The 13,520-nt window shown below is 64.8% G+C and carries 13 protein-coding genes; 7 read left to right on the forward strand and 6 right to left on the reverse strand.

Annotation, left to right across the window (positions count from 1 at the left end; genetic code table 11):
• Positions 1-632: 632 nt before the first annotated feature.
• The 3 genes from AC5STB_RS22020 to AC5STB_RS22030 are packed head-to-tail and all read right to left on the reverse strand — an operon-like array spanning position 633 to position 4,382.
• Entirely contained in the window at positions 633-2,165 is a 1,533-nt protein-coding gene (locus AC5STB_RS22020; protein ID WP_495445005.1) for a sensor histidine kinase, read from the reverse strand.
• A complete protein-coding gene (locus AC5STB_RS22025) occupies positions 2,150-2,842 on the reverse strand; it encodes a response regulator transcription factor (RefSeq protein WP_495445006.1) in 693 nt (230 codons plus the stop codon). Before AC5STB_RS22025 ends, AC5STB_RS22020 begins: the two co-directional genes overlap by 16 nt.
• A 13-nt stretch (positions 2,843-2,855) precedes the next feature.
• Positions 2,856-4,382 (reverse strand): DUF4153 domain-containing protein, encoded by a 1,527-nt coding sequence (locus AC5STB_RS22030; protein WP_495445007.1) that lies wholly within the window; start codon positions 4,380-4,382, stop codon positions 2,856-2,858.
• Positions 4,383-4,658: 276 nt separating this feature from the next.
• Between AC5STB_RS22030 and AC5STB_RS22035 the strand changes: the two genes are divergently transcribed.
• On the forward strand, positions 4,659-6,050 hold the full coding sequence (locus AC5STB_RS22035) for an aminotransferase-like domain-containing protein (protein WP_495445008.1): 1,392 nt from the start codon (positions 4,659-4,661) through the stop codon (positions 6,048-6,050).
• Here the strand turns inward: AC5STB_RS22035 and AC5STB_RS22040 are convergent.
• A complete protein-coding gene (locus tag AC5STB_RS22040) occupies positions 6,047-6,388 on the reverse strand; it encodes a hypothetical protein (RefSeq protein ID WP_495445009.1) in 342 nt (113 codons plus the stop codon). The genes AC5STB_RS22035 and AC5STB_RS22040 overlap by 4 nt on opposite strands.
• 111 nt (positions 6,389-6,499) lie before the next feature.
• Here AC5STB_RS22040 and AC5STB_RS22045 point away from each other — a divergent pair, with 111 nt between their 5' ends.
• A complete protein-coding gene (locus AC5STB_RS22045; protein ID WP_495445010.1) occupies positions 6,500-7,237 on the forward strand; it encodes a hypothetical protein in 738 nt (245 codons plus the stop codon).
• Here AC5STB_RS22045 and AC5STB_RS22050 read toward each other — a convergent pair.
• Positions 7,175-7,843, reverse strand: a complete 669-nt coding sequence (locus tag AC5STB_RS22050) for a hypothetical protein (RefSeq protein ID WP_495445011.1) — start codon at positions 7,841-7,843, stop codon at positions 7,175-7,177. The two genes, AC5STB_RS22045 and AC5STB_RS22050, sit on opposite strands and share 63 nt — an antisense overlap.
• A 391-nt stretch (positions 7,844-8,234) precedes the next feature.
• Here AC5STB_RS22050 and AC5STB_RS22055 point away from each other — a divergent pair, with 391 nt between their 5' ends.
• The 5 genes from AC5STB_RS22055 to AC5STB_RS22075 all read left to right on the forward strand — a co-directional run bounded on the left by AC5STB_RS22055 (position 8,235) and on the right by AC5STB_RS22075 (position 12,757).
• Positions 8,235-9,059 carry a cytochrome c oxidase subunit II gene (locus tag AC5STB_RS22055; RefSeq protein ID WP_495445012.1) on the forward strand — a complete coding sequence of 275 codons (825 nt, stop codon included), beginning with the start codon at positions 8,235-8,237 and terminating at the stop codon, positions 9,057-9,059.
• Positions 9,060-9,187: 128 nt separating this feature from the next.
• The gene (locus AC5STB_RS22060; protein ID WP_495445013.1) at positions 9,188-10,960 is read left to right on the forward strand and encodes a cbb3-type cytochrome c oxidase subunit I; all 1,773 of its coding nucleotides are present in this window, start codon (positions 9,188-9,190) and stop codon (positions 10,958-10,960) included.
• Positions 10,957-11,655: a cytochrome c oxidase subunit 3 gene (locus AC5STB_RS22065; RefSeq protein ID WP_495445014.1), complete on the forward strand. Its 699-nt coding sequence runs from the start codon at positions 10,957-10,959 to the stop codon at positions 11,653-11,655. Before AC5STB_RS22060 ends, AC5STB_RS22065 begins: the two co-directional genes overlap by 4 nt.
• A 10-nt stretch (positions 11,656-11,665) precedes the next feature.
• Complete coding sequence (locus AC5STB_RS22070; RefSeq protein ID WP_495445015.1) at positions 11,666-12,382, forward strand: heme-copper oxidase subunit III family protein; 717 nt, start codon at positions 11,666-11,668, stop codon at positions 12,380-12,382.
• 9 nt (positions 12,383-12,391) lie between these two features.
• Positions 12,392-12,757: a cytochrome C oxidase subunit IV family protein gene (locus tag AC5STB_RS22075; RefSeq protein ID WP_495445016.1), complete on the forward strand. Its 366-nt coding sequence runs from the start codon at positions 12,392-12,394 to the stop codon at positions 12,755-12,757.
• A gap of 39 nt (positions 12,758-12,796) precedes the next feature.
• Here the strand turns inward: AC5STB_RS22075 and AC5STB_RS22080 are convergent, their stop codons facing one another.
• Positions 12,797-13,501 (reverse strand): CpXC domain-containing protein, encoded by a 705-nt coding sequence (locus AC5STB_RS22080; protein WP_495445017.1) that lies wholly within the window; start codon positions 13,499-13,501, stop codon positions 12,797-12,799.
• Positions 13,502-13,520: the final 19 nt, after the last annotated feature.

Consider the following 13,520-nt stretch of genomic DNA (forward strand, 5'->3'; position numbering starts at 1 on the left):
AGCAAGGCTGGGCGGCATTGTGCTCAGGCGTGCCAGTCGGTCTAGCCGGTGTTGCTGATGATCTGGGTGACCTGGGTATGCTCGTAGCTGCGCCAGAAATGTGTCAGTCGCGGGGTTGCCATAGGGAGCTGGCGGCGGTGGTCGGGCGGATCGTCATCAAGCTGCGGCTGTGCTGTGCGCGCACCAGCAGTTTCAAACGTGCCGCTGATCCCTTAAAGGCCACGCTGGATAGCGACCAGAAGGTAGGTGCCGTTCCCGGTCATTCCAACCCTGAGGCGGAACCGGTGGAACAGGCTGCAGCCTAAATGCTGGCCAGAAAGCTCATCCGGGGCAGGCCGTAGGGTTTCTCGGGGATTTTGATCGCAATTTCTATATTTATCACAGTAATACAATGGGTTAGTCGGAATCTGACTCGCTTCTGCGGGGCCAGATCGATTTTTATGTCCCGGATGCGGCGATGTTGACAGAAAGCAGCCAGATCTACCGCAGCCGCTGACTGGCGACGATGTGTCGAACGCAGCTTTCCCGTGGCGGGCGGCTCAGATGGGCGAGGGGGCGGAAACGGGGGATAGGCGGCGCCCCTGGTCGCTGTCCACTGCGCTGAATGCTGCCGCAAAGGGCACGCCGGGCCGTTAGCTGAACGTCAGTTGAAAACAGGCGCCGCGGCTGGAGGCGGCGATGCTGAGGCGGCCGCCGATGGCTTCGGCGGTGGCCTTGACGATGTTGAGGCCCATGCCGGTTCCGCCGTTGTCCCGGCGGGTGGTAAAGAAGGGCTGCAGGATCTTGCCGGCATTGCCCTCGCTGATCCCGGGGCCGTCGTCCTGCACCTGCAGGCAGGTGGCAGCACCGTCCCGCGAGGCGGTCAGGAGAACCTCCTGGGCGCCGTGCTGCTGGGCGTTTTCCAGCAGGTGGGTCAGCAGGATACCCAGGGTGGGCTCTGCCACCGGCAGCGGCAGGCTGCCATTTTCCACCGTAAGCGCGAGGGCAGGGAAGGCGCGCGCCATCTGCGGCGCGATACCGTCCAGGCAACAGCTTCCTGCCATGGCGCTTTGATCCGCCAGGCTGAAGGCGCGCATGTTGGCCAGCAGATCCTCCATCCGTTTACCGCCCTTGTCCACGGTGTCGAGCAGCCGGTGCTTTTGCGCCGGGGGCAGATCGTCGTCGCGCAGCAGCTCCGCCGCGCCTTTCAGGGCGGTGAGCGGCGATTTCAGTTCATGCGTCACATGGGCGGTGTAGGTCTTCAGCGCGTCCTGCTTGCTTTGCAGGCGGTCGGTCAGCGACTGGAAGCTGAGGCTCAGATCCTCGATTTCGCGGGTGCCGAGCTGGTCCGGCGGCTCCCACGCCTGGCTGCCGTGGCCCGCGGACTGGCTGCGCTGGATCAGCAGCTGGATCGGCCGGGTGATGAACCGCCAGAACACATAGCCGATGAGCGCAGTGGAGAGGGCGACAAAACCCGCGGCCTTGGCCAGGTTGAAGCGCTCGCCATAGAGAAAGCGGAAGATGTGGTTCGGTGTGCGGCTGAGGTAGACCGCGCCAATCAGGGTCTGGTCCGCAAAGACCGGCATCGCCACAAAGACGCGCACGCGGGCGCCGCGGCTGAGGGTGTAGAGCGCGGGCGGCGCATCCGCACGCACGCGGGTGCGGGCGACAGAGACGGTTTCACCTGCCAGCGCGCCCCTGACCTCATCCACATGGCCCAGGAAGGTGCCGGTTTCGGCGGTGCCTGCAAACACGTTGCCGCGGGCATCAAGGAAGCGGTAGCCGGCCAGCGTCTGCGCCTGCGCGGCATTGGCGATGCGGGTTAGCGGGGTTGCGATCTTCCGGTAAGGGGCACCGGCAGGACCGGAGAGCGGTTTTGCGTCAGGGCGCGGCGGCAGGACGGTTTCGCGGTTGACCGACAGCGACGGGAACACCGCGTGCTCGCCGGAAACCGGGCGTCCGCGGGGCGGCTTGGTGCCGGCCGCGCCTGCATAAAGTTCTGCGTAGGCCGCCGACATCACCGCGGCCTGGGTCAGCAGGCTTTCCTCGGTCTGCTGCACCAGCTGGCTGTCATAAAAGCGGAACAGGATCAGCCCGGCGAACGGCAGGCACAGGACCAGCGCCAGCACCAGAAGCACCACCGCCCAGAGCCGCGGCCGCCATTTGCGGTTCAGCCTGGCGTGCATGCGCCCATCCTGAGGCCGACGCCGTGGACGGTCACGATCCCCTCGGCGCAGCCGGCCTGGGCCAGCTTGGCGCGGATGTTGCGGATGTGGCTGTCGATGGTGCGGTCGGAAACATGGATGTTGTAGCCGTAAAGCGCATCCACCAGCTGCGCCCGCGACAGGACGCGGTCAGGGCGGGCCATCAGGGTTGCCAGCAGGCGGAGCTCTGATCCGGTCAGGGTCACCGGCGTGGCAGCGAAGCGGCACAGGTGGCGTTCCGGATCGAGCTGAAGGCTGCCCTGAGACAGCACCGGATCGGGCTGTGCCGGGGCAGGGGCGCTGCGTTTCAGGATGGCCTTGATCCGGGCCACCAGTTCGCGCGGGGAGAAGGGTTTGGTCAGATAGTCGTCGGCGCCCAGCTCCAGCCCGACGATGCGGTCGATTTCGTCATCGCGGGCGGTCAGGAACAGGATCGGCACGTCGGAGGATTTGCGGATCTCGCGGCAGACCTCCAGCCCGTCCTTTTCCGGCAGGCCGATGTCCAGCACGATCAGGTCGGGATTGTCGTCGCGGCTGGCGCTGAGGGCGGCGAGGCCGTCGCTGGCAAAGAGGGTCTCGTAGCCTGCCTTTTCCACCGCGAACCCTGTCACCTGAAGGATATCGGGATCGTCATCGACAACAAGAATGCGGGCTGGCATCAAATGGGGTCCTTCAATTCTGCTGCTGATAATAGGCTTGGATGCGCCAGCTCCGAAAGCCCCATTCGCGCCAGTTGGTGGTGGCGTCCCTGGCCGGATCATACTGCATTCCGCTGCCGCAGACCTGCTGGCCGGTTTCACTTTCATGGGCGTGGATGGCGGGATAGGCACCGGCGCCGAGGCTGCAGATGTAATAGGTGTCCGGTTCCGCCAGGGTGCTGGCGCGGGTCAGATTGTAGCTGGCGATCACGCCGGCGAAGTTCACGAAGCCGCAGGTGTAGAGGGTGGCCAGCAGTGCGGCAAAGCAGCGGCGTAGCAGCCAGGCGGTGCCGTGCCCTCGGTGGATCTGCACCACGGTCAGCAGCAGGCCCGCCAGCACCAGCGCCATCCAGATGAAGGCGGCCACCCGCAGATAGGTCAGCGCATAAGCCCCGACATAATGGTGCAGCCGGATGGCCGCGGTCAGCACCAGGAACATGTTCTGCGCCAGCCACAGATAGACCAGGGCGCGCAAGGTCCGGTCGGCGCCGATCATGCTGCGGGTCACCAGTGTGAATACGCCCGCCAGCAGCGCGGTTACCACCAGCGGATAGGCGCCGCGGTGGGCGTAGGACGCATAGCTCATCCCCTGCGGCAGGGACACGCCGCCGGTCAGGATGCCGATGTCCATGACGGTCTGCACAAGGAACAGCAGGTTGAACAGCAGCAGCGAATTGCGCACCGACACTGGATTGATCAGAAAGGCGGCCCGGCTGGGGCCTGCCTTTTGCACGGAAGCGGGGCGCGCGGCGTTGCCCAGCCATGTCTCGCTGAGGTTGAGGCAGGGCCACAGCAGCGCCGCCGTCACGGTCCAGAACAGGAGCCGCAGCCAGAACTGCAGCTCGAACAGGCGGCCCGGGTCCAGCTCTGCCAGGAGCTCCTCCAGCACCGGGTTGGCGGAGGCCAGCAGCATCAGGAAAACCGTGCCCATGAGCAGCGGCAGCGCCAGTGACGCCGCCTGGCGGCGGGCGCCGGAGCCGAGGCCCGCGGCGGGCAGGGCGCGAAACGCGCTGCGCAGCATCAGCGCGGCGCCGATGGTCGGCAGGCGCAGGGCAAGGCGCAGCACCAGCCGTTCGCCGGCGGCAGGCCCGTAGACCGCCCAGGCCGCAAGGCAGGCCAGCCCGCCGAGGCTGAACAGCACGGACAGGAACTGCAGCTCAATGGCTGCGGGCAAGTTGCTGAGCACCGCAAAGCCGAGCGCCGCGGCCCATTGCCGGGCGGTTGGCCGCCGGGGCTTCATGGCCAGGATGGCGGCGGAAAGGACCAGCGCAAAGACCGCAAAGGATATGCCTGCGGGCTGATCCCAGAACAGCCAGTCGGCCAGCGCAACCAAGGCCCCGAGAAGCGGGATCGCGTGGCGCATCCGCAGCGAAGCGAGCAGCGGGCCGCCTGCCTTGCGGCGGCCGTTCTGCGCCGGGGGCGGGGCCGCCGCCGTTTCCAGCCACCATGCGTCCAGCCGGATGCTGTCGGGCACTCCGTGAATCACCAGTTCCTGCCTCATGTCCTGTCTCCTGCTTGCTGTTTTTCTTGCCTGCAGTGATGCGGGCTGCACTTGCATCTTTGGGGGGCGGTCTGCGCAGGTTTCAGGGGGCTTTCGTGCAGAAACTGTGCAGAGACGGGAAGCGGAAGGAATTGGTGGAGTTGCCGGGGAGGGCAGGGCGGCCGCAATTAAGCTGAATTGGCATTTGCACAGGGCATTTGATGCAGTAGACACAAGCGGAGCCATACAATTTCCTAGAATTGTAGTGGCTGGTATGACAGGGCAACGAGGCAGCACATGGCGTCCCCATCCCGCCGCGAACAGGTCGTCCATGACATCAAGAGGCGCATCACCTCGCGGGCGCTGGCGGCGGGGGATAAGCTGCCGTCCATCCGCGGCTGCGCGGCCCGGCTGGGGGTGTCTCCGTCGACGGTGGCGGACGCCTATGACCAGCTGGCTGCCGAAGGGGTGATCTATGCGCGGCGCGGCGCGGGTTTTTACGTCGCCGACAAGCCGCAGCCCTTTACGGTATCGGAAACAGGGCCGCAGCTGGCGCGTGAGGTGGACCCGCTTTGGGTGGCGCGCCAGTCGATCGATTCCCGCAAGGATGTGCCGATGCCCGGATGCGGCTGGCTGCCGGATGACTGGATGCCGGTCTCTGCGCTGCGCCGGGCGATGCGGTCGCTGGCGGCGGGCCCAAGCGCCGTGCTCACCACCTATGGCAGCGCGAAGGGGGAGGCGGGGCTGCGGCGGCACATCGCCCGGCGGCTGTTCGACCAGGGGCTGGAGGCGGAGCCGGACCGCATCCTGCTGACGGGCTCAGGCTCGCAGGCGCTGGATCTTATCTGCCGGCTGCTGCTGCGGCCGGGCGATGCGGTGCTGGTGGACGATCCCTGCTACTTCAATTTCCAAGCGCTGCTGCGGGCACATCAGATCCGCATCGTCAGTGTGCCCTATACGCCGGCGGGGCCGGATCTTGGGGCGTTCGAAGCGGCGCTGGCGGCGCAGCGGCCGCGGCTGTACCTGACCAATTCGGCGCTGCACAATCCAACCGGTGCAACCATTTCCGCCGCGGTTGCGCACCGGGTGCTTGCCCTGGCTGCAGCGCATGAGATGATTATTGTCGAGGACGATATTTTTGCCGAGTTCGAGCCGGATGTTTCGCCGCGGCTGGCGGCGCTGGACGGGCTGGAGCGGGTGGTGCGGATCGGCAGCTTTTCCAAGACGCTGTCGGCCTCGCTGCGCTGCGGTTACATCGCTGCCTGCGGCGGTTGGATCGAGGCGCTGACGGATCTGCAGGTGGCGGTGAATTTCAGCGGCCCAAGCCCGATGGTGGCGGAGCTGCTGTGCAGGGTGCTGAACGAAGGCGGCTACCGCAGGCATGTGGATGGGCTGCGGGACCGGCTGGGCCGCTGCCGGGCCGAAACGGAGAGCCGGCTTCTGGATCTGGGCATCCGGCCCTGGGTGCGGCCGCGCGGCGGGTTCTACCTGTGGTGCGAACTGCCGGGCGGCGCGGATGCAGCGGAGATTGCCCGCGCCGCGCTGCAGGAACGGCTGGTGCTGGCACCGGGCAATGTGTTCAGCGCAACGCAGAGCGCTTCGTCTTTCATGCGGTTCAATGTGAGCCAGATGCAGGATCCGTCCTGCTACCGGATCCTTGGCCGCTTGCTGGGTGCGGCGGCGGGTTAGTTCAGCTGGCCTTTGCGGCGGGCAACCAGGCTGCGCAGCCCGGTCAGAAAGGTGTTCCGGTCGCGCGGCCCGATTTGCGAAAACAGGGAAACGGCTTCGCGCTGGTCCCGCTGCAGAGGCTCGCAGGTGGACGAAAATTCCGTCGAGACCAGATGGGCCCGCGACACCAGCAGGGCCAGCGAGGCCGGGTCCATCCCATCGGTCAGATCGGCCCAGAATCTGAGATTCCTTCCTGAGGCCTGGCAGGCCTTTTGCAAAAGTTCCAGATCGCTGCTGCGGGAGGGCAGGTCAGCCCCAGTGCCCCCGGAGCGGTGCGGGTTATCGTCCGATTGTTCCAATGGAAACTCGCCTATTGCGGAAAAGTTCGCGCGCCTTGATTGTTGATAGGTTGATTGACAAGTGTCAACTGTTCGAAGAAAAAGTCACATATGTGAACTTTTGAGGTGCCGATGATCGCTGACCGTATTGATGCCGCCTGCCGGGTCGCAGGGGTGAAGCTGATGAAGGCCTGCGCGATTTCCGGCGTCAATTACGGCACGCTGAGAAGCCAGATGCGGAACAACCGCGAAATACCTGCCTCTTCGGTGGCGCTGCTGTCGGCGGGTCTGGGCATTCCAATCCAGTTCTTCTTTGACCCGCCCGGCGGTGCCGGGGGGGCTGCGGGCGGGCTCAACCGGTGGCGGGCGGCAGATCGCGCCAATGCGGAGCGCGCGGCCTGCTGCAGGGCCGGCTTCAACGTGACTACCGACCACATTCTGGACTGGTACCATCAGGAAGGCGGCCAGCTGAAAAACTGGGAGTGGTTCGAGGACCAGGTTGACCTTTACAAGCCGATCGAGGCCACGGACCAGATGATGCACCCGATCCAGATCGGCAAGCGCAGCCCGACCGCTGAACGGCTGATGCTGGCGGGAAACCGGGATTTTTACCGCATCGTCGGCTCCTTTGAGGAGAAGATCATCCAGCGCGCCATGCATTCGCACCGGATGCTGGATGAGGTGCCCTATCTGGTGACCGACGAGGAGCTGGACGTGATCATCAAGGGGCTGCGGGTGAAGGGCGGCTACCGCAAGGTGACCATGAGGGTGACCGGCCCCCAAGGGGCGCCGGTCACTGCAGTTTTTTCAAAGCTGACCTGGCTCGACACTGCTGACAATGTGCGAGAAATGGACAGCGTTGAGGCCTAGGATCATCTGATCATTCGACAGCCCTTCCGGGACCGGTTCAGCCCAGCTGATGGCATTGCGGTATTTGCCGTTGAAGCCGTAGTCGTCGGCTAGGCGGCGGTGCTTGTAGGCGATGATCGTGTACATCCAGTCGAACTCCCAGCGCAGGGCGGCCAGCAGTTTCACGTACTGGGCGAAGTCGCCGAGCCGCCGGATGCCGCCCCGTTCGTCAGGAGCGACTTCGATGCCGCCAAAGTAGATGAGCCTGCCCTGCAGCTCATCGATCAGCGGCTGCGAGACGCTTTCCACGACCCCGTCCCGTCCGCCGTAGCGGGATGCAGCGAGGCTGCGGAAATAGTTGCCGAAGTCCTGGCCGTCCAAAACGACGCGCTTGGCGGAGATGCAGGTGATGCATTTGCTGCCGCGTTTGAGGAACAGCCAGAAGGCCCGGTCCGAGCGCAGTTCCTGGTCACTGACTTCGGACATGGGGTGAACCCGCTCTTTGCCGATTTCCTCCAGGAGGCCCGGCAGTTCTGCCGGGCTGGTGCACACGTAGAGCGACAGCCCCTCTGCTGCGAACCGGTCTGCAATGGCCTGCATGTGTGTCAGGATGTTGTTGTGTTCCATATCGTTATTCCTTTGCTTGATGGAAAGGCGCTCGCGCATTGCGGGCGCACGGCAAAGGTTTCCTCATTTTTACGCTCAGAACACGTTTTCCGGCCGCGGTTGCGGCGGAAGGGGCGGCTGCACGGCTGGCTGGCTAAGGCGGGCCGCGGCCGCGGGGGCGGTGGCGCTGCGTTGATGGCGGAGGCCGGGTTTTGCCGGTCAGGCACCTGTCAGGCAGCAGTCAGGCACCGGCCGGGGGCGGGCCGGGCGGCGGTCCGGCCAGCAGCGCATTCAACCTGGCAGCGCGGTTCACTGGATTAATGTGCCAAAATTGACTATAGTGGGTCGGCTTACCAACAGTCTTGCCGGCCGGGCATCCCGGATGTTCCGCAGTGCAGGGAAAGGGGGCGGGATGCTTATAGTGGTCGCGCTCGTCTTGATCGTAGTAGGGTCCATCGCGTTCCATCTATTCAGCCCATGGTGGTGGACACCGATCGCGTCGAACTGGGACTATATCGACAACACGCTGGTCATCACCTTCTGGATTACCGGGGCGGTGTTTGCTGCGGTTGTGTTGTTTACTGCCTACTGCGTGCTGAAGTACCGGCACCGGCCGGGGCACAAGGCGGTGTTCGACCCGGAAAACAAGCGCCTGGAGTGGTGGCTGACCGGGGTGACCGCCGTTGGGGTGGCTGCGATGCTGGTGCCGGGGCTGTTCGTGTGGAAGCAGTTCGTCACGGTGCCGGAAGACGCTGCCGAGCTTGAGGTCTTCGGCCAGCAGTGGAGCTGGTCCTACAGGCTGCCCGGTGCTGACGGGGTGCTGGGCACCGCGGATGCAGAATGGGTGAGCGGCGAGAATCCTCTGGGCATCAACCCGCATGACCGGTTCGGCAAAGACGACCTGATCATTGAGGGCGGCGAGGTCTATCTGCCGGTGGACCGGCCGGTGAAGCTGCTGCTGCGCTCAATCGACGTTTTGCACAATTTCTATGTGCCGGAGTTCCGCGCCAAGATGGACATGGTGCCGGGCATGGTCACCTACATCTGGTTCACCCCGACCCGCACCGGCGGCTTTGAGGTGCTGTGCGCCGAATACTGCGGCACCGCGCATCCCTTTATGCGCGGCTATGTGACCGTGGTGGAGGCTGGCGAATACCAGGAGTGGCTGCAGGAGCAGCTGACTTTTGAAGACTACGCCCGTGCACGCGACCCGGGGACCCAATTCGCCGCACGATGAAGGCTGTGCCTTAACGCGAAGAGGGCAGGGTCCGTCCGGGGGCGGAAACAAAGTGCCCCGCCCGTGGCGGCGGGCGGTCGCTGCCCGGCCTTCGGCCAGGCGGGGCGTAACAGTAACGGAGTCTTGCAATGACCGACTACCTGCCTGACCAAGACAGCACTTTGCCGCCGCGCGAAGTTGCCGACGTGATGCCGCCGCATGCGCACAGCTGGATCGGCAAGTACGTCTTTTCGCAGGACGCCAAGTACATTGCTCTTCAGTATTCCGGCACAGCCGCGGCGATCGGCCTGGTGGCGCTGGTGCTGTCCTGGCTGATGCGGCTGCAGCTGGGCTTTCCCGGCACTTTCGACTTCATCACCGCCGAGGCCTATTACCAGTTTGTCACCATGCACGGGATGATCATGGTGATCTACCTGCTGACCGCGATCTTCCTTGGCGGTTTCGGCAATTATCTGATCCCGCTGATGGTCGGCGCCCGCGATATGGTGTTCCCCTTCGTCAACATGCTCAGCTACTGGATCTATCTGCTGGCGGTGCTGGTGCTGGTGGCCAGCTTCTTTGTCCCCGGCGGGCCGACCGGCGCGGGCTGGACGCTGTACCCGCCGCAGGCGGTGCTGTCGGGCACCCCGGGCGGGGCGCAAAGCGGCATCATCCTGATGCTGGTGTCGCTGGTCCTGTTCATCATCGGCTTCACCATGGGCGGGCTGAACTATGCGGTCACCGTGCTGCAGGCCCGCACCCGCGGCATGACGATGATGCGGCTGCCGCTGACAGTCTGGGGCATCTTCACCGCCACGGTGATGGCGCTGCTGGCGTTCCCGGCGCTGTTTGTGGCCTGCGTGATGATGCTGTTCGACCGGCTGCTGGGCACCTCGTTCTTCATGCCGGCGCTGGTGGAGCTGGGCGAAAAGCTCAGCTACGGCGGCGGCAGCCCGATTGCCTTTCAGCATCTGTTCTGGTTCTTCGGCCACCCCGAGGTCTATATCGTGGCGCTGCCCGCCTTCGGCATCGTTTCGGACCTGATCGCGGTGCACGCGCGCAAGAATGTCTTTGGCTACCGGATGATGGTCTGGGCCATCGTCATTATCGGCGCGCTGAGCTTCATCGTCTGGGCGCACCACATGTATGTCTCCGGCATGCACCCGTGGTTCGGCTTTTTCTTTGCCACCACCACGCTGATCATCGCCATTCCGACGGCGATCAAGGTCTACAACTGGGTGCTGACCCTGTGGCGGGGCGATATCCATCTGACATTGCCGATGCTGTTTGCGCTTGGGTTCATTGTGACCTTTGTGAACGGCGGGCTTACGGGTCTGTTCCTTGGCAATGTGGTGGTCGATGTGCCGCTATCCGACACGATGTTCGTGGTGGCGCATTTTCATATGGTGATGGGGGTGGCGCCGATCATGGTGATCTTTGGCGCCGTCTACCACTGGTATCCCAAGATCACCGGCCGGATGCTGAACGAGGCGATGGGCCAGATCCATTTCTGGGTCACCTTCATCGGCGCCTATGCGGTATTCTTTCCGATGCATTATGTCGGGCTTGTCGGGGTGCCGCGCCGGTATTTCGAGATTGGCGAGCCTGAGTTCCTGACCGCGCCGGTGGATGGCTTGAACGCCTTCATCTCCTCTGCCGCGCTGATTGTCGGGGCCGTGCAGGTGCTGTTCCTGTTCAACATCTTCTGGAGCCTGCGCCGCGGCCGCGCGGCGGGCGGCAATCCGTGGCGGGCGGCCTCGTTGGAGTGGCAGACGCCCGAGACCCCGCCGCGCCACGGCAATTGGGAGGCGCTGCCCGATGTCTACCGCTGGGCCTATGATTACAGCGTGCCCGGCGCACCGGAGGATTACGTCGCCCAGAACGATCCCTGGGTGCCGGACGGGGAGGGCAGGCGGCTGTGACGGTCATCCTTGCCTTTCTGGCGCTGGTCGCCCTGGCTGCCGGGCTGTGGCTGTCGCAGCAGCGGCTGGCCTCCAAACCCTGGCTGGAAACCGGTATTGCGCCGCTGGCGGGCCATGGTCCGGGCCGGGCGCCCGGGTTTGTCTTTATCGTGGTCTTCCTGGCGGTGGCCGGCGGGCTGTTTGCGATGCTGGGCAGCGCCTTTGTCATGCAGATCGAGGAGACCCCCTGGGAGCTGGTGCCGCTGCCGGGCCGGGTCTGGCTGAATACCGCGCTGCTGCTTTTGGCCAGCGTCTGCCTGCAGTTCGTGGTGATTGCGGCGCGGGCGGGCACCGCGCGCTGGCTGCGCGCCAGCCTGATTGCCGCCAGCATCGCCACACTGGCCTTTCTGGCGGGCCAGGTGCAGGTGTGGATCACGCTGGCCGCGGGCGGTTACCGGCTGGACGGCGCCCCGGCAGCGAGTTTCTTTTACCTGATCACCGGCCTGCACGGGCTGCACTTGCTGGGCGGCATCATCGCGCTGGCGGCGGTGTGCCTGCGCCATGCCGGGGCAGGGGATGTCAGGGCGCTGCTGCCAGGCGTCCGGGCCTGCGCGCTGTACTGGCACGTGCTGCTGGCGTTCTGGCTGATGCTGTTTGCGCTGCTGCAGGGCTGGGGCAACGCGTTTCTGGCGCTGTGCCGCGCTGCCGTGAGTTAGGGGGATAGACATGGAGAGCAAATTCCAAGGCCAGGACCAGTCCCTGCTGCAGCAGGGCCACAGCGGCTTTGCCGCCGACTGGGGGTCCGATCAGCGGGTGTTCAAGCGGGTCTCCTGGGGCAAGGCGATGATGTGGATCCTGCTGTTGAGCGACACCTTTGTCTTTGCCTGTTTCCTGGTCGCCTATATGACCGCGCGCAGTTCAACCACCGTGGACTGGCCGAACGCAAGCGAGGTGTTTGCCCTGCACATCGGCGGCCATAATTTTCCGCTGCTGCTGATCGCGATCATGACCTTTGTGCTGATCTCCTCCTCCGGCACCATGGCGATGGCGGTCAACAGCGCCTACCGCAAGGCCCGCGTTCCAACCGCGCTGCTGATGCTGGCAACCGCGGCGCTGGGGGCCGCCTTTGTCGGCATGCAGGCCTTTGAGTGGACCAAGCTGATTTCAGAAGGCGTCCGGCCCTGGGAAAACCCCTGGGGGGCGGAGCAGTTCGGGGCGAGCTTCTTTATGATCACCGGCTTTCACGGAACCCATGTCACGATCGGGGTCATTTTCCTGGTGATTATCGCGCGGAAGGTCTGGCGCGGCGATTTCGACGGCGGCCAGCGCAGCTGGCTGTCGGCCGGCAACGGCGACTATGAGGGCGTCGAGATCATGGGGCTCTACTGGCACTTCGTCGATCTGGTCTGGGTCTTCATCTTTGCATTCTTCTATTTGTGGTAGGGGGACGGAATGGCACATTCATCAGAGATCGGTGGGACGCACGCCAAAGCTGCAGTTGATGAGCACGGCGGCCAGCAGCATCCGATCAAGCTTTACCTGCTGGTCTGGGGGCTGCTGTTCGTGCTGAGCGCGGCGTCGTATTATGTCGATTATGCCGGGCTGCAGGGCATCCTGCGGTGGAGCCTGATCCTGATCTTCATGGTGCTGAAGGCGGGGCTGATCACCGCTGTTTTCATGCATATGGCCTGGGAGCGGCTGGCGCTGAGCTATGCCATCCTGCTGCCGCCGCTGGCGCTGATCGGCCTGCTGGTGATCCTGCTGATCGAAAGCGATTACACCGCGGCCACCCGCGTCATCGAGCTGGGCGCCCGCTAGCGCTGCCCGGCTGCCGCGGGGTAGGGGGCGCCGGGATGGTCAGCCCGGGTGGCGGCCCTCGCCCATGTAGAGCTTCTGCATGTCGACGAAACAGCCGGCTTCCAGGCGGCTGCGGACCGCCGCCCAGCCTTCCGGGTTGCTCTGGATGGCGCGGTACAGTTCTGCCGGGACGGTCATGTATTCGATGTATCTCTCGGACGCGGTCTCCAGCCAGGCGAAGACATAGCCGTCTGCATCTTCATCCGCCTCGACCAGGCGCAGTTCGATGCCTTCGGCCATCGGCACAGACTCCACGCTGCGCAGGATGTGCAGCTTCATCATCTCGACAATCGTGTCATCCAGGCCCAGCTGCCTGACCAGGAGTTTCTCCCGCACCGCGGGCCAGCCGAAGGTCAGGCGCACCGCCAGGCCGCTGCCGACGTCGCGCGCCGCCGCCGGGGCCTGCGCCCCGTAGCTGGTGTCGAACAGCGCCTTGGCCTCGTCCTCCAGCTCCAGGTGGTCGCGCAGGCGGCTGGCGGGCATTGCCGCGATCCACTGGCCGTGGCCGGCATCAAGGTAGTTGAACTGCGGCTGCAGCCGGAAGCCTTCGCCGCAGGTGCCGCATTCGGTGTCCTGGAACCGGTCCTTTAGGATGTCTTCGCGCAGGTCGGGGCGGCGGTCGGCGTTCACGCTGCCCACAGCCATCATGGTCACCGGTGCCTCGCAGTGCGGGCAAACCAGGTTGACGGGGTGAAATAGGGACATCGGTCAGCAGCCTTTCGAT

It is taken from the genome of Leisingera sp. CC-HEC093 (assembly GCF_059429195.1).

Excerpts from the sequence above, each read along its gene's own strand:
- AC5STB_RS22020 (WP_495445005.1), bottom strand. The coding sequence starts at position 2,165 with ATGCACGCCAGGCTGAACCGCAAATGGCGGCCGCGGCTCTGGGCGGTG.
- AC5STB_RS22025 (WP_495445006.1), bottom strand. The coding sequence starts at position 2,842 with ATGCCAGCCCGCATTCTTGTTGTCGATGACGATCCCGATATCCTTCAG.
- AC5STB_RS22030 (WP_495445007.1), bottom strand. The coding sequence starts at position 4,382 with ATGAGGCAGGAACTGGTGATTCACGGAGTGCCCGACAGCATCCGGCTG.
- AC5STB_RS22035 (WP_495445008.1), top strand. The coding sequence starts at position 4,659 with ATGGCGTCCCCATCCCGCCGCGAACAGGTCGTCCATGACATCAAGAGG.
- AC5STB_RS22045 (WP_495445010.1), top strand. The coding sequence starts at position 6,500 with ATGATCGCTGACCGTATTGATGCCGCCTGCCGGGTCGCAGGGGTGAAG.
- AC5STB_RS22050 (WP_495445011.1), bottom strand. The coding sequence starts at position 7,843 with ATGGAACACAACAACATCCTGACACACATGCAGGCCATTGCAGACCGG.
- AC5STB_RS22055 (WP_495445012.1), top strand. The coding sequence starts at position 8,235 with ATGCTTATAGTGGTCGCGCTCGTCTTGATCGTAGTAGGGTCCATCGCG.
- AC5STB_RS22060 (WP_495445013.1), top strand. The coding sequence starts at position 9,188 with ATGACCGACTACCTGCCTGACCAAGACAGCACTTTGCCGCCGCGCGAA.
- AC5STB_RS22070 (WP_495445015.1), top strand. The coding sequence starts at position 11,666 with ATGGAGAGCAAATTCCAAGGCCAGGACCAGTCCCTGCTGCAGCAGGGC.
- AC5STB_RS22075 (WP_495445016.1), top strand. The coding sequence starts at position 12,392 with ATGGCACATTCATCAGAGATCGGTGGGACGCACGCCAAAGCTGCAGTT.
- AC5STB_RS22080 (WP_495445017.1), bottom strand. The coding sequence starts at position 13,501 with ATGTCCCTATTTCACCCCGTCAACCTGGTTTGCCCGCACTGCGAGGCA.